This is a genomic window from Thermococcus radiotolerans (assembly GCF_002214565.1).
GTDB classification, from domain to species: Archaea; Methanobacteriota_B; Thermococci; order Thermococcales; family Thermococcaceae; genus Thermococcus; species Thermococcus radiotolerans.
In genome coordinates this window covers 611,734-637,959 of record NZ_CP015106.1, presented here as the reverse complement: position 1 = coordinate 637,959, position 26,226 = coordinate 611,734, and the positions used below count along the sequence as shown (strand labels likewise).

The following is a 26,226-nucleotide window of genomic DNA, read 5'->3' as shown; positions in this document are numbered from 1 at the left end:
AAGGAGGAAGAATTGACACGGCTCAAAAAGTGCCGCTTCCAAGGCCACAGATGTTTGCGAACGGACATATCGAGCAGTCCTCGGTGTAGGGCTCGAGATACGGCTCACCCTTAACTGCCTTCGTTATCTCCTTCGCCGTTTCCATGGCCTCATCATCGCCCTCAAGGACGAGGGTGACGCTTCCTTCAGCTCCGCCGGCGCCGCCTGCCGCTATCGGAATCGCCTCGACTCCCGCGAGTATTCTGTACGCCTCGACCTCGGTGACGGGATGTGAATGCGGTATCGGCACGAGGGCCGAGTAAAGCCCGGTTCCCCAGTCGAATGAGTAGATGCCGGTTAACTTGGCGCTCTCCTCAACCGGTGTCGGCACGAACTTCTCAAGGCTCACCGGCGTTATCGTGAAGACACCCTTCGTTATCGTCCAGCCGAAGGTCTTGCCTATCGTCCCACCGTCAGGAGCCGCTGCAAAAACTGCAACGTTCCAGTTGATGTCTATCGCGTTGGCGCCCTTGATGAAAACATCTTCTGGGCCCATCCGCTTGAGGGCCTCCAGTGGATCATCAAACGGTTCGCCCCTGTAGAGGACGAGGTGCTTGGGCCACGTCTGCTTGGGCGTGACGCACGTCCGCCCCTTGCTTATTATGCCAACGGTCCACTTCTCCTTCTCTATCTTCTCCCCTAGAATCTCCTCGGCTATGTATGCAGCGGTAGTTCCGGTGGCTATGTAGACGAAGCCGTGCTTCAGTGCGTGTTGAACTTCCGGCATGGCCACGACCGCCCTGGCTATCAGCCTCTTGCTCTCGGGGGGTGTGAGAGTTACGAGTGCCCTTTTCACGGATATCACCGGGCTAAAATAGGCGTCGAAAGGTATTAAACCTTCCCTTAGAGCGCCCTAGAAGCCTTAGTTCAGCCGAAAAGTTCCAGGCAGACCCTGCACTTGGCGGGATCGACCTCCGGGTCAAGCTGTGAATGGAGGGAACAGACGTAACCCCTGCCGAGCATCTCGAGGGATATCCGGACGAGCTCTGAATGAATCTCGTACTCTGTCGGGCTCTCCCTGACTATTCTCTCGGCCAGCGCCATCACCCTGGCATCTATGTCCGGGAACTTCGAGACGTCTATCAGGGCCCCTCTGTCCATCCTCAGATAGCGCGAGACGGCGGACTGAGTGATGTACAGGAGCTCCCCTATCTCGGTCTGCTTGAGGCCCTTTCCGCGAAGGATTTCAACGAGTCTTCTCCGCAGGGAGGGATACACGTACCTTGCTGCGACGTCAAAGGCGTTCGTCTTCATGGGTACCACTATGACGCGCGGAATATTTAAGCCTTTTCCAGTTCCTTAAGCTCTTCCATCATCTTTTCGAACTTCTCGTCGCTCATTCCGAGGAGGCTCTTGGCATCCTTCAGGGTTATCGTCTTGGCGAGGGTTCTCCTCATCTCCGGATTCTCGAGGGGTGAGAAGCCGTACTTCACGAAGTATCTTAAGGGACTCCGGGTAGACTTTGAGGAGCTGGGCCACGTTGGTTTCCTCGGTTATCTCGTCCAGCTTATCGTCACACTCCTTGAGTTCCATCGTGAGCTCTCTCGAGTTCTCGGTTTTGGTTATCCTGAGCACGAAGGCTTCACCGATTTCCTTCAACTCAATCCTGTAACCGGCCTCCTCAAGCTTCCCTATCATGTCAACGAAAGGCTTGTCGCCGATTACCTCCAGAGTTTCTCCCGCTTTGAGCTTGGCGAGGGCTTCCACCATCATAACAGCCGGTTGCGGGGGCTGCAATCCACGAACATCGAGTATCATGTTTTCCACCGTTATCCTTATATGACGCGCGGCATATAAACCTTGTTGGGCAGATATGCCCAGGAATGCTTATAAACGTTTTATATGACACTTGTCATGAAGGTGGTAAAGATGACTGAATTGCTGAAGGATCGCGAATACAAGAAGGAGCAGTTGAAGAGGCTCCTTCTCCGGATTCATGAGGGGGAGGACGTTAACGAACTCAAGGAAGAGTTCAGGGTCGTGTTGAGCGGTATCTCCCCTCTGGAGATTCCAATCATAGAGCAGGAGCTGGTGAGGGAGGGAGTCTCTGCCAAGGACATAGCGAAGATGTGCGACCTTCACGTTGAGCTGTTCAGGGAGGCTGTGAAGGGGACCGATGAGCTGGAAGAGAGGGAACTACCCGACGGGCACCCGCTCAAGACGCTCTACCTCGAGAACAAGGAGATAATGAAGGACTCCGAGATGCTCAACCTCTACGCGAGGACTCTGGCAACCACCAGGGACGAGCGCATGAGGGAGGAAATCCTCGGCGTTCTGGAGGAGATAGTGGGCAACCTCAGGAAGGTCGGTTTCACCCACTACAACCGCGAGGAGATGCTCACCTTCCCCTACATCGAGCGCCGCGGTTTGACCGCGATAGCGACAGTTCTCTGGACAAAGCACGATGAGATAAGGTTCATGGTAAAGCACCTGGCCGAGCTTTTGAGGAAAAGGGGCGAGATGCCCTGGGAGGAGTTCGTTGAGCGCTTTAAGGAAAAGGCGGGCGGGGCTTCATTCGCGCTGAGTGACATGGTCTTCAGGGAGAACAACATCTACTACCCCACCCTAAAGGCCCTGCTGAGCGATGGGGAGTGGAAGGCAATAAGGATGCAGGAAGACGAGTTCGGCTATTACAAGGTTAATCCGCCAGCGTGGGACCCGGGAGAGGACGTTGAGCCGCTCCATCCGTGGGAGATCGACCCAGAGCTGAGCGCTGAGGAACTGCTGAACCTTCCGAGGGAGATCCAGCAGACATTGAAGGGCCAGCCTCTGGAGTTTGACAAGTCAGAACTCGAACGCGAGGGCGATATAGACCTTGGAACCGGCTACGTGAGCATTGAGGAACTAAAGGCGATATTCGAGGCCCTTCCGGTGGACGTGACCTTTATAGACAGAGACGACAGGGTTCGCTTCTTCTCGCCGGGGGAGAGGATATTCGCGAGAACCCCGTCCGTGCTCGGAAGGCCCGTCCAGCTCTGCCATCCCCCGAAGAGCGTCCACATAGTGAACAAAATCCTCAAGGCCTTCAAGGAGGGCAGGAAGAAGGAGGCAGCCTTCTGGCTCCGGCTCGGGCCGAAGTACGTCTACATCAGGTACGTCCCGCTGTTCGGGAGGGACGGCGAGTACCTCGGCACCCTTGAGATGACGATGGACATCGAGCCATATAAAAGGATTGAGGGCGAGAAGAGACTGCTGGACTGGAAGGATTGAGGTGATTTATGTGCGCGGGGACAGGGAGATATTCAGAAGAAGGGTGGAGCGCTTTCAGGAGCTGTTGAGGGAGAACGAGATAGACGGGGCGGTGATAAGAACCCTCTCCAGCTTCATTTACTTCACCGGAACCAAGTGGCTTCGTCCGAGCCTCCTCATTCCTGCCGAGGGCGAGCCGGTGGTCTACGTCGTCAAGGGCGAAGCCGGGCTTTTCAGGGAGAAGAGCTGGATTGAGAACGTCGTGGAGTTCCAGAAGGTGGAGGACCTGATGGCCGGCGTTGTGGGCTGGATACACCGCAACGGGATGAGCCGCGTTGGACTCGAATTCGGCATAGAGCGCGACGCCTACCTTATATTCCTCAAGATATTCGAGCGCCTCAACCCGACCATGGAGATAGTGGACATCCTCGACCTCACGATGGGACTGAGGATGATAAAGGAAGAATGGGAGCTCGACAACATCAGGAAAGCCGGGAAAATCGCAGGGCGCGGTATGAAGGTCGCCGAGGAGGTTATAAAACCTGGCCTCAGCGAGCTGGAGATAGCGGCTGAAGTTGTGAGGGAGCTCATGCTGAGCGGCAGCGAAGACCCGAAGGTCTACGTTTCAACGACGCCGAGGGCGCACGCCGAGCCCTTCCGCGACCTGAAAGTCCCCGGAAACGGTGTCGTTACAGTCGTCATCGGTGCAGACTGGAACAACTACTACGCCAACGTGGCGAGAACCTTTGTGGTCGGCGAGCCGGGCGAGAGGGTCGGGAGGGCCATTGAGACCAAGGAAGAGGCCTACAGAATCGCGCTTGAGGAGACGAGAGTGGGTGTTGCACTGAACACCGTCGAGAAGAAGCTCGCAAACTTCTTCCGGGAGAGGGGATTCGGCGAGGCTTACATAGCCGGCTACACCCACGGCGTTGGCCTGCTCATAGAGGAGCCCCCCATTTCCACCATAGTCGTCCCGCAGAGGGCCGCGAAGGTTCAGGAGAACATGGTCCTAGCGGTTATCCATTCGCCGCTGATGATTCCGGAGGGGGCGATAAAGCACGAGGACACGTACATCGTCAAAAAGGATGGGCTCGAGAGGGTGACTTAGAACACCCTCGCGTAGCCCCATTTCCTTACGCTCGTGAGGATTGACGTTTCCGTGCTCCTCAGCCCCTCTATTCTTCCCAGCTTTTCTATGAGGAAGCTCTCGAGCTCCTGAAGGTCCTTAACGGTTACCTGCATGAGTATATCGTGCGCCCCGGTCGCTATGCCCAGAACGTCCACTTCTGGCAGCTTGCTCAGCTCCTCCGCGGCCTTCTTCACCCTGCTCGGCTCAACGTCGACCGCTATGAACGCGACTATCGAGTAGCCCGCCTTGAATGGATTTATGAGCGCCGAGAACTTCCTTATGACGCCCCTCTCGACGAGCTTCTTCACCCTGAGCCTGACAGTCGATTCCGGCACCTTGAGGCGTCTTGCTATCTCGGAGTAGCTGGCCCGCCCGTCCTCCTGGAGGATGTGGAGTATCATTCTGTCCAGTTCGTCAAGATGCTCACTAGTTCGCATTTTCTCACCTCAATTTTTGTCAATATTTTGCTATCTTTTTAATTTTTTCTGCGAAATTAGTAAAATCTGGGCGAAATTGCTATTAATTTCAAACGCATATAGCAGTACGGTGAGAGCATGGACTACCCCCGGAACAAGGAGGAGGTTGTGGAGCGCTATTCACGGGTTTTTCCGAGGTCGGCTCGCGTCACCTACGCGCCAATAGTGGGCGTCAAGGCTGAGAACGCCCGTGTCTGGGACATCGAGGGCAGGGAGTACATAGACTTCCTGAGCGACGCCGCCGTTCAGAACGTTGGGCACAACAACCCCAGGGTTGTGAACGCGATAAGGGAGCAAGCGGAGAGGCTGATACACTTCACCTTCATCTACGGTTTCCCGGTTGAGCCGCTCCTCCTGGCTGAGAAGCTCGCCGAGATATCGCCCATCGAGAGCCCGAAGGTGGGCTTCGGGATGAGCGGGAGCGATGCCAACGATGGGGCGATAAAGCTCGCGAGGGCCTACACGCGGAGGAGAACGATACTCAGCTATCTCAGGAGCTATTACGGGGCAACCTACGGCGCGATGAGTATAACGGGCCTCGACTTCGAGGTTCGCTCCATAGTAGGTGAGCTGAGCGGTATTCACTACATCCCGTACCCCAACTGCTACCGCTGCCCCTTCGGGAAGGACCCAAAGACCTGCAAAATGGAGTGCGTTTCCTACATCAAGGAGAAGTTCGAGGGGGAGGTCTACGCCGACGGCGTCGCGGCCCTCTTCGCCGAGCCGATACAGGGCGACGCCGGAATGGTCGTTCCGCCGCAGGATTACTTCAAAAAGGTGAAGAGAATCCTCGATGAACACGATATCCTCCTGGTTGTGGACGAGGTTCAGAGCGGCATGGGGAGGACGGGCAGATGGTTCGCGATAGAGCACTTCGGGGTCACCCCCGATGTCATAACGATAGCCAAACCCCTCGGCGGTGGACTGCCCATAAGCGCGATAATAGGGCGCTCCAAGGTTATGGACTCCCTTCCGTCGCTTGGACACACCTTCACCCTCAGCGGCAATCCCGTGACGAGCAGAGCTGCTTTGGCGGTTATCGAGGAGATAGAGGAGAAGGACCTGCTCAAGAGGGCGGAGAAGCTCGGAGAGTACACCAGAAAGAGGCTCGAGAAGATGAAGGAGGAGCACGAGCTCATCGGCGACGTTCGCGGCCTCGGCCTGATGCTCGGCGTTGACCTTGTGAAGGACAGGGAGACCAAGGAGAGGGCCTACGAGGAGGCCAGGAAGGTCGTCTGGCGCGCCTACGAGCTGGGTTTAGTTCTCGCGTTCCTCCAGGGTAACGTGCTGAGGATTCAGCCGCCCCTCACGATAGAGGAGGAGCTCCTAGAGGAGGGTCTCAACAGGCTGGAGCGGGCCATAGCGGACGTCGAGGAGGGCAGGGTTCCGGACGAGGTTCTGACGAAGGTTCAAGGCTGGTGATTGACATTTTTCTGTTTATTTTCCCTGCTTCCGAAAGCTTTTTAAACAAACCTTTACACAGGTTGAGCGGGCTTCAATGGAAACCCTTGAGACGATTAAAGGACCGGTACTCAAGGTTGGAATCGAGGATAAGGTTGAACCTTCAAAGGCTTTGGTTTTTGGCCTTCAGCATGTTCTCGCGATGTTCGGTGCCACCGTCACCGTGCCCCTGGTCGTCGGGGGTGCAGTTGGTCTGAGCGGCTCCGAGATTGCCCTCATGATACAGGCGGTTCTGCTGGCGATGGGCATCGCAACGCTGCTCCAGACGACGATAGGCTCCAGGTACCCGATAGTGCAGGGCTCAAGCTTCGCCTTCATCCCGGGCCTCATAGCGATTGGCTCAAGCTTCGGAATGGCCGCGGTCCAGGGTGCGCTGATCGTTGGAGGCCTGATAGAGGCAGCCATTGGATGGCTCGGGATAATCGGGAAGGTCAGGAAGCTCTTCACCCCGCTGGTCACGGGGGTTACGATAACCCTCATCGGATTCAGTCTCGCAGACGTTGCCGTCAAGAACTTCTTCAACTTCTACGCGGACCCGTCAGGGGGGAGCATCGCCAGGGCAACCCTGGTGGCGGTCATAACTTTCCTCACGACCGTTATGGTCGCCCTAAGGGCGAAGGGAAGCCTGAAGGCAATGCCTGTCGTTGTGGGCGCTGCGGTTGGATACCTTGTGAGCGTTCCCCTCGGCCTCACGGACTTCGGGCTCGTAAAGAGCCTGCCGGTTGTGAGCATCCCAAGGCCCTTCCCGTGGGGCGAGCCGGCCTTCGACACAACGGCGATAGTCCTGCTCCTCTTCGCCTTCATGGTGAGCATCATAGAGAGCGTCGGGGACTACCACGCGATAGCCACCGTCACGGGCTCGGGCATAACGGGCAAGCACATAGCGAGGGGAATCGGCAGCGAGGGCCTGGCCTGCTCGATAGCGGGCCTCCTCGGCGCGTGTGGAACGACGAGCTACTCGGAGAACATAGGTGTCGTGGCCCTCACGAAGGTTGGCAGCAGGTACGTGGTGCAGATAGGGGCGGTTATTCTGATCCTCCTCTCGCTGGTTCCGAAGTTTGGGGGAGTTCTGGCATCAATGCCCGCGCCGGTTCTCGGCGGCCTGACTCTGGCGCTGTACGGAATGATAAGCGTCACCGGGCTTAGGCTGATAAAGGAGAGGGTCGAGTTCAACGACAGGAACACGCTGATACTGGCCGCCGCGCTGATAGCCGGCCTCGGCGCACCCCAGCTCCCGGCGGAGTTCCTGACGGCCTTCCCGAAGATAGTCGCCAGCATCCTTGAGTCCGGGATGGCTGTTGGGGCGCTTACGGCGATAGTGCTCGACAGGCTCCTCTGAGTTCTTCTTTTTTTACAACACAAAAAGACAAAAGAGAAGGGGTCACCAGATTACCTCTTCTTCCGCTGGGGCTGGCTCCGGCTCCTCTCCAAGCTCCGCGGGCATCTTGTTGAAGGCTATTATGACGAAGACGCGCGCGATCAGGAGCAGCAGGAATCCAACGAGGATTATGGCGGTAAGTGCGCCCCACCACACCCACGTGGCGGCGTCCTTGAACTCCTTGGTGTCGGTTATCTCGTACATCGCAAGCCAGGCCCTCTTCTGGAAGTAGGCAGCGCCGATTATCAGGGCCACGAACAGTATGAAGAGCAGGATCGCCAGGCCTATCCCGGCCGATTCGCTGAGGTGCCATCCCGCTGGAACGAGGGCAAAGGTTCCGAACAGCAGGGCGAGGATGACTATCAGACCGCCTATAGCAAAGATGACGCCGTAGAGGTAGTTCTTAAAGGGCCTCTCGTCGCCTACGGCATCGCTTATTCCCTTCAGGGCCAGCAGTATCAGGATGAAGCCGATCAGCGATACCACACTGCCGATGTACGGTATAAAACCGCCGATGAGGCTGAGGATTGCGCCCCACATTCCCATGTTCTTTTCGCTGCTAACGTTAACAACGGCCACCGAAACCACCGTATGAAAATCAACCCTAAGCTTAAAAACGTTACCCAAAAGAGTGAGAAGATGGGCTCACGGTGCCACGTTTGCCGGGGTTGCGGTTTCAAGCTCCTCCGGCAGGTTTGCGAAGCCTATTATCTGGTATACCGCGGCCACGAGGAGCAGTATGAATCCCACCAGGATTATGGCCGTCAGCGCACCCCACCAGAGCCATTTTGCCGTACTCTGGAACTCATCAACGCCCGTTATCTCGTACATCGCTTCCCACGCCTGCTTCGCGAAGTATACCCCCAGTATAAGCACCGCGATGAAAGCGAGGAAGCCGAATATCAGCATGCCGGTCCCAAAGATGCCCCAGGGATGCTCAAAGGCCCTCATGCCCGCGATGGTCGCGTTCGATAGGGACAGAGCACCCACAACGATGAATATCACGGCTATTACCGAACCGACGAATGCCACCACGATGGAGTACAGGTAGTACTTGAAGGGTCTGTCGTCACCCACCTTGTCACCTATTCCCTTCAAAGCCACCAGAACCAGTATCGCACCCACCAGGGAGACGGTCCCCATGAACACCCCCACGTAGGGTATGACGCCGGTAAAACCGCCCACGATTGCCAGTACGGATCCAACGAGACCGAGGGTCTTCTCGCTTTTTATATCAACACCCACTGACACCACCGTATGCATAACACCGCGAGACTTAAAAAAGTTTACGATTGGAAGAGAAAAGAGAAAGGGTCACTCCTTCTTCTCCTCGGGCTTGGCCTGGGCCTTTTCCTCGGCCTTCTCTGGGGCCTTCTCGGCAGGCTTCTCTTCCTTCTTCTCGGCTGGTTTGGCGGCCTCTTTCTTCTCCGGGGCCTTGGCAGGCTTCGCAGGTGGCTTGGCCGGCGTCGGCTTCTTGGGCGGCCTCAGACCGTAGCCGAGTATCTTGAACTCTATCTTGTCGCCGTCGCGGAGGTGGTAGATGTGGGTACCGTCCTCCAGCTTCTCGATCTTGACCACCGGGAAGCGGTAGTCCCTGAACTTCTCGTTGAGCTCCTTGACCTTCTTCGGGTCTATGGGCACCCAGTCGTAGAGCTCCAGGTCCTCCTCCAGGCCGCCGGTGGTGAGGTAGTAGTTCTCGGTGAAGTCAAGGGCACCGGTCGGGCAGACGTCCACACAGAACTGGCAGAAGGTACACCTGCCGTAGTCCACCTTCGGGTGTGGCCTCTTCTCCATCTTGCCGTCCACTTCTATCCAGGTCATCTCTATGGCCCTGGCGGGACATATCTGGCCGCAGAAGTTACAGCCGACGCAGGTCTTCCAGTTCAGCGTGTGAAATCCCCTATACTTCGGTGCCGGCTCTATCTTCTCGAAGGGTATCTTTATCGTGACCGGCTTCTTGAAGAGGTACTTGATGCCCAGCCATGGCTTGACGAATGACTTCTTGAGCTTGACCTTCTCCTCGCCGACGACCCTAACCTTTGGCTTCTCAACGCTCTCCATCTTCATCACCTGTCTATGTCCGGCGGGCAGTTGTCAAGGGTCTTCAGGATGACCGGCACGTCCGCAAGGCGGGCTCCCCTTAGGAGTTCTTCAAGCACGGTAACACCGTGGCTCTGGCTCGGGCCCCTGACGTGGACGCGGTAGGGCTTGTGGGTTCCGTCGCTGACGACGTAGGCGCCAAAGTCTCCCTTCGTGCTCTCAACGTGGGCGTAGGCGTCTCCCTTCGGCGGTTTGAATCTCGGTAGGGCCTTGAGCCTGGCATCCTTGACCATGTACGGTCCGCTCGGCGGCCCCATGTCGAGGAGCTGCTCGAGGATGTAGAGATCCTGCTCCATCTCGTACCTCCTGACGAGGACCCTGGCCAAGCTGTCGCCCTCCCTCAGGACTGGAACCTCGAACTCCAGCTCCGGGTAGAACAGGTACGGGTCGTCCTTCCTGACGTCGTAGGGAACGCCAACAGCTCTGAGGTTCGGACCGGTGACGGCGTGCTTGAGTGCAAAGCGCTTGTCCATTACACCGACTCCCTCAGTCCTCTCGAAGGTGATGTAGTTGTCGAAGAGTATCTCGTCGAAGTCCTTCATCTTGCCCTTGAGGTACTCGACGGTGTCCCTGAGCTGGCGGAGCCACTTGTCGCTGGGTATGTCCCTCCTGACTCCTCCGGGCACGGTGTAGATGTGATAAACCCTTCCTCCCGTGAGCTCCTCGAAGAGGCGCATGAACCTCTCACGGTAGGCAGCAGCCCACTGGCCCGCTGTGTAGAGACCTATCTCGTTTCCAAAGCCCATAATCCAGAACATCCATGCGCTCATCCTGGCCATCTCGAGGACTACCGTCCTTATCCACTGGGCCCTCTCCGGAACCTCCCAGCCGACTATCTCGTCAACCGCCATGGAGTAGATGTTCTCCGGCACGTCGCTCTCGGGAACACATATACGGAGGAGCAGGGCGATGTTGGTGAAGTAGGGCCTCTGCTCTGCGAGCTTCTCGAAACCGCGGTGGAGGAATCCGGGGTTGACTATGGCCTTCTCAATTCTGCTTCCGTCCATTTTCAGGATTATGCTGAAGTTCTCGGTGGCCATGTGCTGCGGACCGAAGAACAGCTCGTAGGTGTCCTTGTCTATGGGGTGAAGGTACATGTCGTGGGCCTTTGCCTCTTCCTTAAGTTCCTTCGGGACTTCCAAATTCGCCATGATCATCACCTCATATCACGTAATTGGTCTTGCTCTCGTCGTATCTGTCGAAATCCTCGCCGTAGATCGTCTTGACGTAGCCGAGCGTGTTGAAGTCCTTTCTGAGCGGGTGCTTCTCGTACTCCCTCGGCTCGAGGATGAACGGACCGAGCCTCGGGTTGCCCTCGAATATTATGCCGAAGAACTCGTGTGCCTCCCTCTCGTAGGTCTCGGCAACCGGCCAGATGTCCATCGCGGTGGGCATCTTTGCGTTCTCCCTGGGTATCCTCGTCCTCACGAAGGCGTGGACGCTTTCACTGACGCTCCAGAGCTGATAGACTAGCTCGAACTCACCCTCCTTGAGCCAGTCGACGACGCTTATCTGAATGAGCATCTCGAACTTCTCACTCGCGAGCTCGAGGAACTCCTTTATCCTGTCCGCGGGGACTTTGAACTCAACGCGCCTCTCGCGCCTGACGTTGCCCTCGGCGTAGGGTGCCTTCTCAAGCACCTCCGCGACCAGCTTCCCCTCCTTGGTGTCGGGGAGCTTTGGAGCCTCCACTTCCGGAACCTCCTTGGTTTTCTGCTCCTCAACCTTCTCCTCGACCTTGGGCTTCTCGTTCATATCCATGCCAGCCACCTCCTGGCGTCCTTCTCGCGCCATCCTTCTCCAAACAGCTCGTCCTGATTCTTCCTGTAGTACTCGTAGTTCTCCCTATAGCGCTTCCAGCCGTCGGCGGTTCCGTCCTCTATCTTGCGCATTATCTCCATTATTCCGTCCATGACTGCCTCGGCCCTAGGCATGCAGCCGGCTATGGCCACGTCGACCGGCAGGTACTTGTCGAGTTGCTTGACGACATTGTAAGAGTCCCAGTAGACTCCGCCGTTTATCGGGCATGAGCCGTGCATCAATACGTACTTGGGGTCCTGCATCATCTCGTAGGTTATGATTATCCTCTTGAGAGTCTTCGGGGTGACGTAGCCCGTGATGAGGAAGAGGTCACCCATCCTCGGTGCCGGGTTTGGCATTATTCCGAAGCGCTCGAAGTCGTACCTGGCGGTGGCCAGCGGCGGCATCTCGATACCGCCACAGCCTGTACAGAAGGCCACTATCCAGAGGCTCTTCTTCCTGGCCCACTTGAACAGGGGCTCGAAGAGCTTGAACTCCTGGAGCTCGTAGCTTATGAAATCGTCATTCTTTCTCTCGCTCATCCACATCACCTCACATCGTCAGGAGCACGGCTATTATTCCCAGTATGGTCGGCCACTTCCAGAAGAACTTGGCCGCCTGGTCTATGGTGAACCTCGGGTAGATGCTGGCCACGAATATCGCTATGAAGAGCACCGCTATCTGCTTGATGAGCAGCTCGAGCAGGTTGCTGGCTCCTCCGAGGAAGATTACCGCAAAGAATGCCGTCTCCGCGAAGAGCTGAACCGCGTGCTGGGTAAAGAGCAACGCCGCGTGCTTGCCGCCGTACTCGACCATGGGACCCATCGAGATTTCCGCCGGGGCGGTGATTATGTCGAAGGGCTCAAGACCGAGCATCGCCTGGAAGACTATGTCGAAGACTATCATTGCAACGAAGAGCGCCGGGACGAGGATGCTCCATCCGTGGGCCTGCTGGAGGGACACCAGCTCGTTCAGCTTGAAGGTTCCCCAGTGCTGGATGACGGCTATCAGCGCGAGACCGTATGGCAGCTGCATGGCCACCATGGTGAGCAGTCCACGCTGGACACCGACCGCTGAGTAGGGGTTTCCTGAGCTCATCGCACCGAGCATTATGCCGAGCATCGGCACCTCAAGGAGATATGCAACGACGATGAGGTCGGCGTTGACGCTGAAGAGGCGGAAGCCTGCGAGGGGGATGAAGAGCAGCGCTGCGATGCTGGCTCCAAGGGCGAATATCGGGCCGAAGTCGTAGATGAATCCATGGGTGACGCTCTCCTTCTTGCCCAGTAGCTTGAGGGTGTCTATTATCGGCTGATATATCGGCGGTCCAACGCGGCGCTGAATCCTTGCCATGGCCTTCCTCTCTATGCCCATGAATATGAAGCCCATGAAGGTGGCGTATATCAGCATTCCGATGACTTCCAAGATGAGCTTCCAGTCAATCATTCACAACACCCCCCACAGTGCGAGTATGAGCAGCACTATCGCCAGGTACCACGAGTAGCTCTGGACGTTGCCGTTGTACAGGGACTGTCTGATCGAGTCGGCGAAGTCCTCCGCTATGCCCGCCAGGCGCTCGTAGAACCTGTCCCAGCTGTACTTGAGCCAGAACTCCAGGGCCTCTGCCAGCGGTCTGTAGAAGTTCTTTCTGATGCTGAGGTTGAACTCCTCAGTGACGGGGTTACCCGACTGGTAGGTGTTTGTCACCTTTATCTTCCTCACCTTGGCGCCGTAGAGGTACACCAGCCCGGCTATGACCAGGCCGATTGTGAGGGCTATCGTCACGAGCAGGGCGTTGTAGGTTCCCGTCGGAGTAACGAGCTTGTAGTAGTCACCGCCGACGATTTCCCCTCCGAGCATCCTGTTGAGGTACTTGGTGACTATGCCCGGTGCCACACCGAAGAGCAGGTTGGGGATCGCCAGTAGAGCCATTCCTATGAGGAGCGGGAGCGGTGCCTCCTTAACGTCCTCAAGGTCGCTCGGCCTCTGGCCGAACCAAACCGCGTAGAGGAACCTGACCACGTAGGCGAACGCTATGCCGCTTCCGAGGAATATGGCGCCTGCAACGAGGGGCATGTGGGCGCTTATGGCTGCCTCGTAGATGAGCCACTTGCTGGCAAAGCCGGCCATCGGCGGGATTCCCGCGAGGCTCAGCACCGCTATCAGACCCATCGCGAAGGTGAAGGGCATCTTCTCAGCGAGGCCTCCCATGTCCTTGAACTGGGTCTTGCCTGTCTGGAGGATTATGGCAGCGGTCACGAGCCAGAAGAGGCCTTTGAAGACTGCATGGCTGAGCACGTGGAAGAGACCTCCGGCAAATCCGAGGCTGCTACCGAGTCCGAAGGCGAGCAGTATGTAGCCGACCTGGCTGACCGACGAGTAGGCGAAGAGCTTCCTGATGTCCTCCTGGAGGACAGCTAGGAAGCCTGCAACGACTACGGTTATCGCCCCTATCCACGCGATTATGTATGCGAAGGTCAGGTGCCCGTGGAAGGTTCCAAGGGCCGCGTAGAGCTTGTAGCCCATGAGGATGTAGAGCAGGAGGAATCCATAGGCTCCCGCCTTACTGAGGGCACCGCTGAAGAAGGTCGTGTAGCTCTGGTCGGTCTCGCTGTAAGCTCCGGGCGCCCAGACGTGGAGCGGAACGGCACCGGCCTTAACGCCGAACGCCGTCAGGAACAGCCCGAATATTAGGACCGTCTCGGCGGTGCTTATCGCTCCGAGGCTTGCGTCAATGTAGAGGGCCTGCCTTATGGTGGCGAAGTCGAGCGCTCCTGTCTTGGCGTAGAGGATGCCTATCGCTATCAGCATCGCGTAGGCTCCGATAACGCTCAGCACGAAGTACTTGAGGGACTCGTGCTTGTTCCTCCTGATGACCATCATGAAGCTGGCGAAGGTCATCATCTCCCAGAGCAGGAAGAATCCCACGAAATCCTGGCTCAGGAAGACACCGAGCACTCCCGTGTAGCTCATCAGGGCGAAGAGCCAGTCGTAGGAGCTCTTCGAGGTTGATGCCATTCCGAGGGCCATCGCAAGGCCCACCAGCGAGGCCACCGCCGCGAAGTACCAGCTCATGGTGTTGAGCTGGAACTGCAGGGTGAACCCGCTAACCGTAACCGAGTAGTTTACCGCCTCGTTCAGGACGGTGGAGTAAAGCTTGGCGAGGTACGCGAGGGGTATCGCCGCGCCTATGAGGCCTATAGCCTCCCTCACGCCCTTTATATCAAGCGCCCACGCTATGACTCCAGCTATCAGGGGCGCAAAGATTATGATGAGGAGTTCGTTGATCATGCTCCCACCCCCATCAGTGGCACGTTCTTAACGTACTGGGCAACGTTGAAGAGGTCGTTTCCGGCCTTCTGGGCGAGGTTCCAGGCGTAGTCCGGGTAGATTCCTATCACGACCACGAGGGCCGCGAGGAACAGTACCATGAGGCCGATAACGATGTTCTCGTCTATCCTCTCTCCGTCTCCCTCGAACCAGATCGTGTGGAGCAGCCTGAAGTAATAGACGGCCTCCACGACGCTTGCGGTGAGCACCAAGACAGCCGCCCAAGTGTAGCCCACCTGGAGGGTGGCGAGTATTATCCTGATTTTGCTCCAGAATATGTTGAACAGCGGTATTCCGACGGTGGCTATGGCGCCCACTGAAATCGCGAAGGCAGTCAGCGGCATCCTCCTTCCAAGTCCCCTGAAGTTCTCAATCTCTGCTCCTCCGAGGGTCATCGCAACGTAGCCGACCGCGAGGAACAGCATGGCCTTCACGATGGCGTGGTTTATCATGTGGAAGACGCCGGCGTCAACACCGCTCTGGGTTCCGAGGGCGAGGGCGAGCGCGATGAGGCCTATCTGGGCTATACTGGAGTAGGCTATCATCCTCTTGACGTTCCTCTGCCTGAGCGCGGCGAGCTCCGCAATGATTACCGTGAGCGTCGCCAGCACGACGAGGAGCTTTAGAACCGAACCCCAGCTTCCGACGTCCTGCATCAGGTAGAGAATCCTGGCCATGGCGTAGAGGCCCGCCTTGACGACGAAGGCCGAGAACATGACGGTCACCGGGTGCGGGGCGGCCTGGTATGCATCGGGGGCCCAGGCGTTGAGCGGGAAGAGCTCCGCTTCAACGGCTAAGCCGAATATTATCAGCGCCAGTCCCACCTGTGCGACGGTCGGGTCCATTGTTGCGGCCAGCTGCGCTATCTGTGCCATGTTGAGGGTTCCGAGGGAACCGTAGATGAGCGCTATGCCGATGAGGAAGAAGCTGGAACCGATTCCACCGAGGACGATGTACTTCATCGAGGCCTCGGCCGCCTCACCGGTCTTGTTGTAGGCGGTTAGAGCGTAGGCGCTGATTGCGGTTATCTCCATGAATACGAAGAGGTTGAATATGTCCCCCGTCGCTATCATGCCGGTGGCTCCGAGCATGAGGAGCAGGAAGAGCATGGCGTACTTGTCTATGGGCTCGACTTCGATTGCCCTGAGGCTGAAGACAGCCATGAGGAAGCTGATTGCCGCGACGATGAGCACGAAGAGCGCCGCGAAGTGGCCGAAGTACAGGTTGATTCCAACAGGCGGCCTCCAGCCACCTGCGATGACGATTATCGGCTGGCCCGTGGAGTAAACCCACTGGAACACCCACGCGGCTATTCCGGTCTGAAGTGCGGTGACAGCTATGAGGAAGTACCTGATTGCGTTCTTTCCGGCGCCCTTCAGCAGGGGCACGAAGAACGCGCTGATGAGGGGTAGCGCTATGAGCAGAGCGGCGTACTGCCCGTTCATCCTCTCAACCTCCTTATCTCCTCGATGTTAAGGGTTCCGTACTTCTCGTAGATCAGCATGGCGACGCTAAGGGCCATGGCGGTGGTGGCAACGCCTATAACTATCGCGGTGAGCACGAGGGCCTGAGGGATTGGGTCAACGGCCTGGTTCGGGCCGATTCCCTCGCTCAGTATGGGTGCGCTCCTTCCGGAGACGTAGCCAACGCTGATGAGGAGCAGGTTCACGCCGGTTTCCATTATGCTGAGTCCGATGAGTATCTTGAGCAGGTTCTTCTTGACGAGTATCGCGTAGAGGCCCACGAGGATGAGGGCTATGGCGCCGAAGTAGTAGACGCTGATCATTCGCTCACCTCCTCCTTGAGCATGTTGTCGATGATGCCGCTGAGCTCAGTGCCGACCTTCAGGCCGATGATGGTGTAGATTATCGGTATGAATCCGCCGCTGAGGAGCCTTCCAACGTTCTCCGTGCCGAAGTTCCAGGTCTGCCATATCCAGTCGAAGAGGAAGTAGCCGCCTATGGAGAGACCGATGAGGCCAACGAGAACGTAACTCATTCCCGCGAGCCCCTCTGTCTTCTCGAAGCCCTTGTGGGGTATCTCGTAGGTTATGAACGCCAGGTAGAGCAGCAGGAATGCGGTGGCGATGGTGGCTCCGCCCGGGAATCCTCCTCCCGGTGTGAGGTGTCCGTGGATGAAGATGTAGGCACCGAAGAGCATGACGAAGGGCACCAGAAGCCTGGTTCCGGTTGTAAGGACTATCGAACCCTCGGTCTTGGCGGTTCTCTTCTTCTTTTTCCTCCAGAGGAGTGCGCCGACTCCGGTTGATGCTATGAACAGAACGGTGACCTCACCGAGGGTATCGAATCCACGGTAGTTGACGACGACGGCGGTGACCGCGTTGACGGCTCCGGTCTGCTGCTTCACGTTGTCGAGGTAGTACTGGGCAACGAGCATCCTATCCTGCCCAAAGGGAACTCCCGCGAGGCCCTGGGCGAGCCAGTAACCCACGATGAGGAGCAGGATTATAGCGAGCGCGCGCTTGAGCATTTTCACCACCTCACCCACCAGCCGGGCTTCTCTTCCTCCTCCGTCTCAAAGCGCTGAGTTCTCTTGATGGCGAAGATGAATATCGCACCGCTGAGCGCTGCGCCTATGGCTGCCTCTGTCATTGCGACGTCCGGCGCCTGCAGCATGAAGAACAGCAGCGAGGCGAATAGACTGACCGCAGCCGTTCCAACGGCCGCCGCTAGGAGGTCTCTCCACTCCACCGCGAGAACCGCGGATATTATCATGACGCCTACTATGATGTACTCGATGCAGGTTATGCAGTTCATTCCTCACCACCCTCCTCAGCGGGTGTTTCTTCAACTTCCTCCCTCTCCTTGGCCTCCAGGTGCTCCCTGTACTTGTCAACGACGCTGCCCTCCCAGAGGGGTATGCCGCTCTTGTAGGCCGCCCTTATGAGCGCGTGGGCGCTTATCGGGTTGGTGAGCAGCAGAAAGACCGCGATGACGATGGTCTTCGTGAGCCAGGGGATGCTTCCGAAGTCAGTGCCGAGCGCCCAGATGCCGACGCCCACCAGGACACCGAGGCTTCCAAGCGTCGCGCTCTTGGTCGAGGTCTGCATCCTGTTGTAGACGTCCGGCATTCTGATAAGACCTAGTGCCGACAGGAAGTAGAAGAACGTTCCCAGCAGCACGAGGATTTCACCGATGGCAGTGAGCGCGTTCATAGACCTCCCTCCATGTAGCGCGCGAAGGCTATGACTCCACCGAAGGCGAGTATCGCGTAGACCAGGGCAACGTCGAGGAATATCATCCTCTGGTAGTAGAGCGCGAAGAGAACCATGAGCCCCGTGGTTATGGTGGTCATGATGTCAACGGCGACGAGCCTGTCAACGGTGGTCGGTCCTCTGAAGACCCTGTACATGCTGAGCAGCGTCGCTACGGCTATGAGCGCGAGATAAATGTTTATCCCTATCATCCGAAGATCACCTTCAGGAACTTTTCAAAGGGTTGGGTTATGTTCTTGGAGGCACCTTCAACAGAATCGTCCTTGACGTCTATCCAGTGGATGAAGTACTTGTCACCGTCCACGTCGAGGGTTATGGTTCCCGGAGTCAGGGTGATGGAGTTTGCCAAGCTGAGCTTCCCAACGTCGCTTTCGAGAACGGTCCTGCACTCGACGATTCCCGGGTTTATCGGTCTCTTGGGGTGCAGAACCCTGTATGCGACGTCGAGGTTTGCCATTATCATCGCCCACAGGAAGTAGGGGATGTAGGCTATTGCGTATGCTATCCTCTTGGGGTTGAGGTTTGCGAGGCCGTTCGTTGTGAATATCTCGTAGGTGAACGCACCGACGATGAGCGACAGTAGTAGGCCGATTTCCAGTTCCTGTGGGTCCAAACTGGCCGTTAGAAACAGCCATATCAGGAACAGTACGATAACCGTGTACAGGTAGCGACTTATCCTGCTTGCTTCTCCCATTCGACAACCCTCCGCAGGTTGATGGAAGTGCTCCCAATAGAGTTAAGCGAAGCTAATTTTTGGTTTTAAACAATGGCTTATAAACCTTACCTGCGAATAACAAAGGTTTAAAACGTTTGGTTAAAATAAGGGCATCAGACTTGTTCTCTGATGTTAGAAAGGGTTCCTCATGGCGCATGACTTTAGAGGAGCCATGAAGTTCCCAAATTTGTTTACAGAATGTTATAAAAAAGTGATGAAAATTTCAATCAAAAATGAGGAAACCCCTCAGTAGATAGATATCCTCTTGACGCCCTCAAGCTTGGAGAGCTCGTTGATGAGGTCGCCGGGAATCGGCTTCTCGGTGATTATCGTGAGGGTGGCCTCGGGATAGAGTTCGGGGTCCTCGGCAACGACCTGGATGATGTTTATGTCCCTCTCGGCTATCTTCTGGGCGATCTTGGCAAGTATTCCTATCGCCCTGGGTTCGGGCTCGATCTCTATGACGCCGTAGCCGACGTGCCTTCCAACGTACTTCATGTGAACGGTCGGCTCAAGGTTGGTGTATATCTCCTTCAGCTCGGGTATCTTGAGTATCATCCCAACGGTTTCTTTGACGACGCGCCGGTCAACGTCGAGGGCCTTCGCGATCTTGGTGTACGGAACCTCTATGTCACCGGCCTTGATCTTCATGTCATCGGAAACCCTGAGGCCGTACTTGAGGAGCGTCTTGGCGATCTGCTTCCTCACGGGATACTCGTCAAAGTAATGCTCGATCTTTCCCCACATTACCTATCACCCACACTAGTTCATCACTAGACTGTTTAATTCAATAATATTAAAATGTTTCCATGTTCGCATGATGGCAAAAGGTCTTTCCTTAAAAATCTTTGGGCGCGGATGTCTGGAACCCACCACCGTGGAACGGATGTTTTATCCATCGGCGGATTTTTAAAATCTCTGCGAAACCCGGAAACATGATCGAGGTAAGGCTTCCTCATACTCATTTTGAAGACACCGGTGAGAGCATCAGGCTGGTCTGGCGCGAGACGCTCTACGCTGACTTTGAGAAGGACGAGCTTGCGAGAGTGATTAAAAGGAAATATCGCGTGAAACCAGCCATAACCGCGAGGGACGGTGCCCTCCTAGTGGACACCGATTATCCCGACGTTGAGAAGTACATAGCTATCTACATCCAGAACAACCTCGGTGCTCTCTTGAGAAACCGGTACACGGGAAGAAAGGTCATCTACATCCATGAGGGTATGGACGTTCCGCTCCTTGGCTACAACGCCTTCGGTCTGATCGACAGGGGGACCAACCTCATTCAGGTCCGCGGCGTGAGTGGCTGCAACCTCAGCTGCGTGTTCTGCTCGGTGGACGAGGGGCCTTACTCGAGAACGAGGAAGCTCGACTACGTGGTTGACGTTGACTACCTCATGAAGTGGTTCGACGAGGTTGCGAGGATAAAGGGCAGGGGCCTTGAGGCCCACCTGGACGGGCAGGGCGAACCCCTTATCTATCCCTTCCGTGTCGAGCTCGTTCAGGCCCTTCGGGAGCATCCCCACGTTTCTATCATCTCAATGCAGAGCAACGGAACGCTTCTGAACGATAGGCTCGTTGAGGAGCTGGCGGAGGCGGGCCTCGATAGGGTTAACCTCTCCATCCACTCCCTCGACCCGGACAAGGCGAGGATGCTCATGGGAATGAAGAGCTACGACCTTGAGCACGTTCTGGACATGGCGGAGGCTTTAGTCAACGCCGGAATAGACGTCCTCCTCGCCCCGGTCATAATCTTCGGGGTAAACGACGACGAGGCCGAGGCCTTCATAGAATTCGCCAGGAAGATAGGTGCCGGAAAGCGCTGGCCTGCCCTCGGCTTCCAGAACTACATACCCTACAAGTTCGGCAGGAACCCGACGATAGCAAAGCTCGTTCCCTTCAAGGACTTCTACGCATGGCTCAGAAAACTTGAGGAGAAGACCGGAATGAGGCCGCTCGTCCTGAAGCCGAAGCACTTCGGCATGGAAAAGCGTGAGTTCATCCCCCTATCCTTCCGACCGGGGGAAATCGTCAAGGCAGAGATAGTTCTCCCGGGGAGAATAAAGGGCGAGATGCTGGCAAAAGCTAGGAACAGACTCATCGAGGTCATAAACACGGACGCCGAGATAGGAGACAGGATAAAAATAAGGATAGTCCGTACCAGGCACGGCATCTACATCGGCACGCCGATCTAACTACGCACCTTTTTCTCGATGAACGGCATCAGCAGTGCGAGCACGATGAAGAATAGTACCCCTTCCACGCAACCGCCAGCGTCACCACCACAGGGCAGTGTAGAGTACGAGCACCAGCTCGCTGTACTTCATGCCTCTTACCCATCACCACTCCGATGTCGAATTTATAAATTTTTTGAACATCGTTCAAATTTAACTCCAAAAAGTTTAAATCACATGAGGGTGTTACTTCATTGGGAAAGAAAATGAAAAAGGTATACCTAGTTGGTATAGCGGTGATGATCCTGACCCTCACATTCTACTTCGGGGACTTTGCTCTGGCCAGGTCCGAGACCCATGCGAGTGCTCAAATTGGAGGCCTGAGAAATGCCAACGCCACATTCAACGAGGGCTTCTGCGTGTATCCGGATTCCTCTTTCGGAAACTTAGTTGCCGCTGAACTGAGGGCAAGGGGGCACAAGGTTCTGACACTCTCCGCCCCGGTGGAATGCGACGGTCAGTTTCTGGCGGTCTGGGTGGAGTGGTTCAACGTCAGCTATTCTCCGGTACTCTCAAAGGGGCACGTACGGGTAATCGCTGTCTACTCGAGCGTCGGCGATCTGAGCCACTACCTCAAGTACAAGAACGCCACAGATAAGAGGAGGGCACTGGTAGAGTTTGAAAGGACCAAAAAGCCCCAGTTCCAGGCCTACATCATCATCGATGTTTCTGACGAATCAGAGGGCTTCATCGCCCTCAAGGGCTACCAGGACTATCTCCTGAGGCAGGCGGCGAAGGCCGTCGCCGACCAGGCAGAAAGATTTGAGCTGGAGGGGAAGATGAAGGAAGGCTCGGATTAAATAAACCTTGAGCTCCGGACCTTCAGCTCTCCCTTTTCGTGAAGCTCCAGCAGTATTTGCGCTATCCTTTCCCCGGCCCTTCCGTCGCCGAAGGGATTCGGTGCCTCGGCCATTTTCCGGTAGAACTCCCCGTCCTTCAGGAGTCTTTGGAGGTACCCCAGAGCCCGCTCCTTCTCCAGGCCAACGAGGACGTTGCCGCCAGCAGTGACTGTTTCCGGCCTCTCGGTGTTGTAGCGGAGGGTAAGGCAGGGCACGTTGAGGATTATGCTCTCCTCCTGTATTCCTCCGGAGTCGGTCATTATTGCGAAGGCGTTCTTCTCCAGCTTGAGGAAGTCAAGGTAGCCGAGGGGCTTGGTTATAATCAGGTTCTCGATCGAGCTTATCCTTTTCCACAGGCCGAATTCCTTCAGTCTGTTCCTCGTGCGGGGGTGCATGGGATAGATGGCCTTTATCGGAAGGGCCTCAAGTATCTCAACGAACTTTGTCAGGTTTTCCCTGCTGTCCGTGTTCTCGGCCCTGTGGGCGGTTATCAGGACGTATTCCTTAGGTTTGAGGCCGAACCTTTCGAGGATGTCGCTCTTCTTTTCCGCTATCTCCGCGTTCTGAAGAACGGCGTCGACCACCGTGTTGCCAACGACGTAAACGTTCTCGGTTATCCCTTCCCTCTCAAGGTTCCTCCTCGCCTCCTCCGTTGGGGCGAAGAGAACCTCACTCGCATGGTCGGCCAGGATTCTGTTTATCTCCTCCGGCATCGTCCTGTCGAAGCTCCTCAGTCCAGCCTCGACGTGGGCGACCGGTATCTTCAGCTTAACGCTCGCTATGGCCCCGGCCAGAACCGTGTTGGTGTCTCCCTGCACGAGGGTCACGTCCGGCCTTTCATCCATCAGGACCCTCTCGATCTTTATCATCGCGGTTCCCGTTTGCTCCGCCTGGGTGCCGGAGCCGACCTCCAGGTGGTAGTCTATCCCGTCGAGCTCAAGTTCCTCCAAAAAGACCCTGCTCATCTCGTAGTCGTAGTGCTGCCCCGTGTGGATGAGGAGCGGCTTGACGCCCCTCTCCTCAAACGCCCTTATGACCGGTGCCAGCTTTATTATCTCTGGCCTCGTTCCGAAGACGAAGGCCGGCTTCAATACTCTCCCCTCCCAACTCCCCTGAAGACGAACCCGCGGGGCGGTTTCTCAACAACGTGCCTTCCATCCACGAGGATTCTCGTTCTCATGAGCTTACCGAGCCCCTCCCAGTCGAGGGACTTGAAGGCGGTGTGATCGGTTGCTATGACGGCTGCATCCGCTCCGTTGAGGGCCTCCTCCAGGTTTTGATGGGTTCCGCCGACAAACGGGTCGTAGGTCCTGACCTCCGCCACATCATCTTTGATGGCATCAATGAGCGCAAACGCGGGGGAGTTTCTCGTGTCATCGCTGTTTCCCTTGTACGCGAGGCCGAGAATTGTCACGACGGCGTCGTTTGGCGGGACGTTGACCTCTCCAAGAGCGTTGAACAGGAGTTCCCTCGTGAGCAGAGGCATCGAGTCGTTTATCTCCCTGGCAAGCCGTATCAGTCCAAAATCCCTCTCGGCGGGCCAGACGAGCAGATGGGGGTCCTTTGGAAGGCAGTGGCCGCCGACGCCGATGCCTGGAACGTGAATCTTGACCCTCGGATGGGTGTTGGCGAGCTCTATCGCCTCGAAGACGTCTATCCCGTACTGGTGTGCGAGGAGCGCGAACTCGTTGGCTAGGGCGATGTTGACGTCGCGGAAGGTGTTCTCCATGAGCTTGACAACCTCGCTGACGGTTGAGCTGGTCTTAAAGGTCTGCCCCCTGACGAAGGAACGGTACAGCTTCTCAGCCAGCTCCGCGCTCTCCGGAGTTATTCCCCCAAAAATGCGGGAGTTGTAAACCAGCTCCTTGAATATCCTGCCCGGCATCACCCTCTCCGGGGCGTGGACCATGTAGAAGTCCTTCCCCGCCCGGAATCCCCTGAGTTCCTCTATGAGCTCCGCCATCTTAACTGTCGTGAGCGGCGGAACGGTGCTCTCGATTATGACCAGCGAACCTTTTTTCATGACCTTTGCGACGGTCTCAACGGCACTCCGCAGGAATTCTAGGTTGGGGGTCTTATCCTCCCTGAGGGGTGTCTGAACGCAGATTATGTAGACGTCTTTTCCCTTGATATCGTTTGGATCGGAGGTCGCCCGCAGGGTGCCGTTTTCGATGGCCTTTTTGAGGAGATCGTCTATCTCTGGTTCCACTATGTGGGCCTTCCCAGAGTTTATGCTCTCGACGACGTTTCTCCTTATCTCATACCCCGTGACCCTAAAACCCGCGTTGGCGAACATTATTGCCGTCGGGAGGCCTATGTAACCGAGACCTATCACAGCTATCTCTGCGCTTCTGTCCTCTATCCTGTCCAGCATGCTTTCCACCCACTACCCCTAACTCCATCCTCGAATAAAAGCCTTTTCCAAAAAACGATTTCCGGACGGATTTCCTTCACTTGCAAGGTTTGGGGCCCTCTTTGTCCATCCACCGTTTTTCTTCCCGGTGGATATCGCGTGACTTTTTCAGTTTCAGCGAAAGAAAGCGTTTTAAACGTTTGTTGGCCTTAACACGGTGTGGCAAAACTTTGAAAAGAACGCTTCACAATCGTTTTTGGGAAAGCCTTATATTGAACAGAGTTGTCCAGTAAATGGGTGGTAAAATGAAGGTATGGATTGACATCACGAACGCCCCTCACGTTCACTTTTTCAAAGGTGTAATAAAGGAGCTGGAGAAGGCCGGACACGAGGTTCTGGTCACAACCCGCGAGTTTGATGGTCTCACTGGAATCCTCGACATGTTTGGATTTGATTACTACGTGGTCGGAAAGCACGGCGGTGCAACCCTCGAGGGCAAGCTCCTAGCGGGCACCGAGAGGATGTACAAGCTGTCCAAGCTCATAATCGAGGAGAAGCCCGACTTGGCGATTTACAAGCATTCCGCCGAGGCACCGAGGGTTGCCTTCGGCCTCCAGATACCCGCCATAGGCTTCGTCGACAACGAGACGGCCGTTGCCCAGAACAAGCTGATACTCCCATACACCACGCTCCTTCTCTACCCAACCGCCATAGACGCCTACGAGCTCCTCAGGTGCGGCGCCGATCCGCGAACGGAATGCGCCCGGTCAAGGGCTTTTCGGAGCTGGCGCATCTCTACGGCTTCATTCCGGACAGGGAAGTCCTGAACGAGCTGGGCTTGAGGCGCGGGGAGTACATCGTCATGCGCACGGAGCCGATAAAGGCCAACTACTTCAACGGACCTCCGAAGAGTGTGCTCGAGGACGTTATTCCGCTCCTCCCCGAGGTTCCCATAGTGCTCTTCCCCAGGACGGAGGAGCAGAGGAAACGCTTTGAGCACTTTGAAAACGTGGTAATGCCCGAAAGGCCAGTTGACAGCCTCAGCCTTCTCTACTATGCCAAGCTTATGATAGGTGCCGGGGGAACGATGAACAGAGAGGCCATAGCCCTTGGAACCCCGACGATCTCAACCTATCCTGGAAGGCTACTGGCGGTCACCAAGTGGCTCGTGGAGAAGGGTGTGAAGTTCCACTCAACCGACCCGGTGAAGGTCGCCATGATGGCGGAGCGCATGATGGAGATGAACGGCGGCTACCGCGCTTACATACGGAGCGTTGTGAGCGGTTTCGAGAACCCCATGGACGTAATCCTGCGCGAGATAGAGACCTACGAGGAGTTCGGAACGTTCATGACGATGAAGGTGGAAGAATCATCAGACCCCGGCAACGCGCGGGGTTACGTAGGCCTCAATGAAGGCAGCCACAAGGAGGAGCAGCACTGAAACCGCGAAGAGCTTCAAAGCCTTTTCCGCTCCCCTCCTGAACCTCTCTCCAGTTTCTCCTTCTCCCCTCACTATCTCGCGGTACCAGACTATCCCCGAGACTCCCGCGAGTGCTATCGCCGGTATCTCAATGATTCCGTGGGGTATCAATCCGAGGATTATCTGGGGGAACGAAAGCTCTCCGCTCTCCTGAACGGCCCTGACGACGAGGCCAACCACGAAGCCGTTGAAGGCCATTATGAGCCATGGGCCGAGGCCGAAGAAGAGGCCGGAGAGGAGCATGAAAAGGGCCACCATCGAGTTGTTGGTGAATATCTTGACGAAGTTCTCAAAGCTGGAGTCGGATATCGGTCCTATCTGCTCGGCAAGCCTTTTAACGGCCTCCATAGCGGCATCGGGGTTTCCAATGGCGAAAGCGTAACCGAGAAAAGATGCCGCGAGGAAAACGATTAAAAGGTATCCGAGGGTCCTTTTGGGAACCTCCAAGCCAAGTTTGAGCAAGGGGCT

General features: G+C 56.4%; 29 protein-coding genes and 2 pseudogenes. 7 read left to right on the top strand and 24 right to left on the bottom strand.

Annotated features, from left to right (window positions below; all coding sequences use genetic code 11):
• Positions 1 to 22: 22 nt before the first annotated feature.
• From A3L10_RS03475 to A3L10_RS10365, 4 genes and pseudogenes are all read right to left on the bottom strand, one after another.
• Positions 23 to 835, bottom strand: a complete 813-nt coding sequence (locus A3L10_RS03475; RefSeq protein WP_088866418.1) for a hypothetical protein — start codon at positions 833 to 835, stop codon at positions 23 to 25.
• 71 nt (positions 836 to 906) lie between these two features.
• Entirely contained in the window at positions 907 to 1,293 is a 387-nt protein-coding gene (locus tag A3L10_RS03470) for a transcriptional regulator (RefSeq protein ID WP_088866417.1), read from the bottom strand.
• Positions 1,294 to 1,319: 26 nt separating this feature from the next.
• Entirely contained in the window at positions 1,320 to 1,436 is a 117-nt protein-coding gene (locus tag A3L10_RS10370) for a hypothetical protein (protein ID WP_232461013.1), read from the bottom strand.
• A gap of 220 nt (positions 1,437 to 1,656) precedes the next feature.
• Positions 1,657 to 1,749: pseudogene (locus tag A3L10_RS10365) on the bottom strand (DUF1858 domain-containing protein); the annotation flags it as partial.
• A gap of 159 nt (positions 1,750 to 1,908) precedes the next feature.
• On the opposite strand from A3L10_RS10365, the gene A3L10_RS03460 reads away from it, so the two are divergent.
• Entirely contained in the window at positions 1,909 to 3,249 is a 1,341-nt protein-coding gene (locus A3L10_RS03460) for a DUF438 domain-containing protein (RefSeq protein WP_088866416.1), read from the top strand.
• Between the two features lie 10 nt (positions 3,250 to 3,259).
• A complete protein-coding gene (locus A3L10_RS03455) occupies positions 3,260 to 4,336 on the top strand; it encodes a M24 family metallopeptidase (RefSeq protein ID WP_088866415.1) in 1,077 nt (358 codons plus the stop codon).
• On the opposite strand, the gene A3L10_RS03450 is transcribed toward A3L10_RS03455, so the two are convergent.
• Entirely contained in the window at positions 4,333 to 4,794 is a 462-nt protein-coding gene (locus A3L10_RS03450) for an Lrp/AsnC family transcriptional regulator (protein WP_014012145.1), read from the bottom strand. The two genes, A3L10_RS03455 and A3L10_RS03450, sit on opposite strands and share 4 nt — an antisense overlap.
• Positions 4,795 to 4,911: 117 nt before the next feature.
• Between A3L10_RS03450 and A3L10_RS03445 the strand changes: the two genes are divergently transcribed.
• Together A3L10_RS03445 and A3L10_RS03440 are read left to right on the top strand one after the other, a co-directional pair.
• Complete coding sequence (locus A3L10_RS03445; RefSeq protein WP_088866414.1) at positions 4,912 to 6,255, top strand: leucine/methionine racemase; 1,344 nt, start codon at positions 4,912 to 4,914, stop codon at positions 6,253 to 6,255.
• 76 nt (positions 6,256 to 6,331) lie between these two features.
• The gene (locus tag A3L10_RS03440; RefSeq protein WP_088866413.1) at positions 6,332 to 7,633 is read left to right on the top strand and encodes a uracil-xanthine permease family protein; all 1,302 of its coding nucleotides are present in this window, start codon (positions 6,332 to 6,334) and stop codon (positions 7,631 to 7,633) included.
• Positions 7,634 to 7,675: 42 nt separating this feature from the next.
• Here the strand turns inward: A3L10_RS03440 and A3L10_RS03435 are convergent, their stop codons facing one another.
• From A3L10_RS03435 to A3L10_RS03360, 16 genes are all read right to left on the bottom strand, one after another.
• Entirely contained in the window at positions 7,676 to 8,260 is a 585-nt protein-coding gene (locus tag A3L10_RS03435) for a DUF996 domain-containing protein (RefSeq protein WP_232461012.1), read from the bottom strand.
• A gap of 57 nt (positions 8,261 to 8,317) precedes the next feature.
• Positions 8,318 to 8,935 (bottom strand): DUF996 domain-containing protein, encoded by a 618-nt coding sequence (locus A3L10_RS03430; RefSeq protein WP_394335109.1) that lies wholly within the window; start codon positions 8,933 to 8,935, stop codon positions 8,318 to 8,320.
• Between the two features lie 51 nt (positions 8,936 to 8,986).
• Positions 8,987 to 9,733, bottom strand: a complete 747-nt coding sequence (gene nuoI, locus A3L10_RS03425) for an NADH-quinone oxidoreductase subunit NuoI (RefSeq protein ID WP_088866410.1) — start codon at positions 9,731 to 9,733, stop codon at positions 8,987 to 8,989.
• Positions 9,734 to 9,738: 5 nt separating this feature from the next.
• Positions 9,739 to 10,923: an NADH-quinone oxidoreductase subunit D gene (locus A3L10_RS03420; RefSeq protein WP_088866409.1), complete on the bottom strand. Its 1,185-nt coding sequence runs from the start codon at positions 10,921 to 10,923 to the stop codon at positions 9,739 to 9,741.
• Between the two features lie 10 nt (positions 10,924 to 10,933).
• Positions 10,934 to 11,533, bottom strand: coding sequence for an NADH-quinone oxidoreductase subunit C (locus A3L10_RS03415; protein WP_088866408.1), 600 nt, complete (start codon positions 11,531 to 11,533; stop codon positions 10,934 to 10,936).
• Complete coding sequence (locus tag A3L10_RS03410) at positions 11,524 to 12,114, bottom strand: NuoB/complex I 20 kDa subunit family protein (RefSeq protein ID WP_088866407.1); 591 nt, start codon at positions 12,112 to 12,114, stop codon at positions 11,524 to 11,526. The genes A3L10_RS03415 and A3L10_RS03410 overlap by 10 nt, the downstream gene beginning before the upstream one ends.
• 10 nt (positions 12,115 to 12,124) lie before the next feature.
• A complete protein-coding gene (locus tag A3L10_RS03405; RefSeq protein WP_088866406.1) occupies positions 12,125 to 13,018 on the bottom strand; it encodes a respiratory chain complex I subunit 1 family protein in 894 nt (297 codons plus the stop codon).
• Positions 13,019 to 14,863, bottom strand: coding sequence for a proton-conducting transporter transmembrane domain-containing protein (locus A3L10_RS03400; protein ID WP_088866405.1), 1,845 nt, complete (start codon positions 14,861 to 14,863; stop codon positions 13,019 to 13,021). It lies immediately after the preceding gene.
• Positions 14,860 to 16,347: a proton-conducting transporter transmembrane domain-containing protein gene (locus A3L10_RS03395; protein ID WP_088866404.1), complete on the bottom strand. Its 1,488-nt coding sequence runs from the start codon at positions 16,345 to 16,347 to the stop codon at positions 14,860 to 14,862. The genes A3L10_RS03400 and A3L10_RS03395 overlap by 4 nt, the downstream gene beginning before the upstream one ends.
• Entirely contained in the window at positions 16,344 to 16,688 is a 345-nt protein-coding gene (locus tag A3L10_RS03390; protein WP_088866403.1) for an NADH-quinone oxidoreductase subunit K, read from the bottom strand. Before A3L10_RS03390 ends, A3L10_RS03395 begins: the two co-directional genes overlap by 4 nt.
• Positions 16,685 to 17,392 (bottom strand): Na(+)/H(+) antiporter subunit B, encoded by a 708-nt coding sequence (locus A3L10_RS03385; protein WP_088866402.1) that lies wholly within the window; start codon positions 17,390 to 17,392, stop codon positions 16,685 to 16,687. The genes A3L10_RS03390 and A3L10_RS03385 overlap by 4 nt, the downstream gene beginning before the upstream one ends.
• A 2-nt stretch (positions 17,393 to 17,394) precedes the next feature.
• Positions 17,395 to 17,679 (bottom strand): DUF4040 domain-containing protein, encoded by a 285-nt coding sequence (locus A3L10_RS03380; RefSeq protein WP_088866401.1) that lies wholly within the window; start codon positions 17,677 to 17,679, stop codon positions 17,395 to 17,397.
• Positions 17,676 to 18,077 (bottom strand): monovalent cation/H(+) antiporter subunit G, encoded by a 402-nt coding sequence (gene mnhG, locus A3L10_RS03375; RefSeq protein ID WP_088866400.1) that lies wholly within the window; start codon positions 18,075 to 18,077, stop codon positions 17,676 to 17,678. The genes A3L10_RS03380 and mnhG overlap by 4 nt, the downstream gene beginning before the upstream one ends.
• Entirely contained in the window at positions 18,074 to 18,328 is a 255-nt protein-coding gene (locus tag A3L10_RS03370; protein ID WP_088866399.1) for a monovalent cation/H+ antiporter complex subunit F, read from the bottom strand. The genes mnhG and A3L10_RS03370 overlap by 4 nt, the downstream gene beginning before the upstream one ends.
• Positions 18,325 to 18,831: a Na+/H+ antiporter subunit E gene (locus tag A3L10_RS03365; protein WP_088180214.1), complete on the bottom strand. Its 507-nt coding sequence runs from the start codon at positions 18,829 to 18,831 to the stop codon at positions 18,325 to 18,327. The genes A3L10_RS03370 and A3L10_RS03365 overlap by 4 nt, the downstream gene beginning before the upstream one ends.
• Positions 18,832 to 19,098: 267 nt before the next feature.
• Positions 19,099 to 19,599 carry a hypothetical protein gene (locus A3L10_RS03360; RefSeq protein ID WP_012571457.1) on the bottom strand — a complete coding sequence of 167 codons (501 nt, stop codon included), beginning with the start codon at positions 19,597 to 19,599 and terminating at the stop codon, positions 19,099 to 19,101.
• Positions 19,600 to 19,787: 188 nt separating this feature from the next.
• Between A3L10_RS03360 and A3L10_RS03355 the strand changes: the two genes are divergently transcribed.
• Positions 19,788 to 21,047, top strand: coding sequence for a radical SAM protein (locus A3L10_RS03355; RefSeq protein WP_088866398.1), 1,260 nt, complete (start codon positions 19,788 to 19,790; stop codon positions 21,045 to 21,047).
• 245 nt (positions 21,048 to 21,292) lie between these two features.
• Entirely contained in the window at positions 21,293 to 21,886 is a 594-nt protein-coding gene (locus tag A3L10_RS03350; RefSeq protein WP_157726881.1) for a hypothetical protein, read from the top strand.
• Here the strand turns inward: A3L10_RS03350 and wecB are convergent.
• A complete protein-coding gene (gene wecB / locus A3L10_RS03345; protein ID WP_088866396.1) occupies positions 21,883 to 23,016 on the bottom strand; it encodes a non-hydrolyzing UDP-N-acetylglucosamine 2-epimerase in 1,134 nt (377 codons plus the stop codon). The two genes, A3L10_RS03350 and wecB, sit on opposite strands and share 4 nt — an antisense overlap.
• A complete protein-coding gene (locus A3L10_RS03340) occupies positions 23,013 to 24,299 on the bottom strand; it encodes a UDP-N-acetyl-D-mannosamine dehydrogenase (protein ID WP_088866395.1) in 1,287 nt (428 codons plus the stop codon). Before A3L10_RS03340 ends, wecB begins: the two co-directional genes overlap by 4 nt.
• 284 nt (positions 24,300 to 24,583) lie before the next feature.
• On the opposite strand from A3L10_RS03340, the pseudogene A3L10_RS03335 reads away from it, so the two are divergent.
• Positions 24,584 to 25,719 (top strand): annotated as a pseudogene (locus A3L10_RS03335) (DUF354 domain-containing protein).
• On the opposite strand, the gene A3L10_RS03330 reads toward A3L10_RS03335, so the two are convergent.
• A complete protein-coding gene (locus A3L10_RS03330) occupies positions 25,651 to 26,220 on the bottom strand; it encodes a stage II sporulation protein M (protein ID WP_088866394.1) in 570 nt (189 codons plus the stop codon). The pseudogene A3L10_RS03335 and the gene A3L10_RS03330 sit on opposite strands and share 69 nt — an antisense overlap.
• Positions 26,221 to 26,226: the final 6 nt, after the last annotated feature.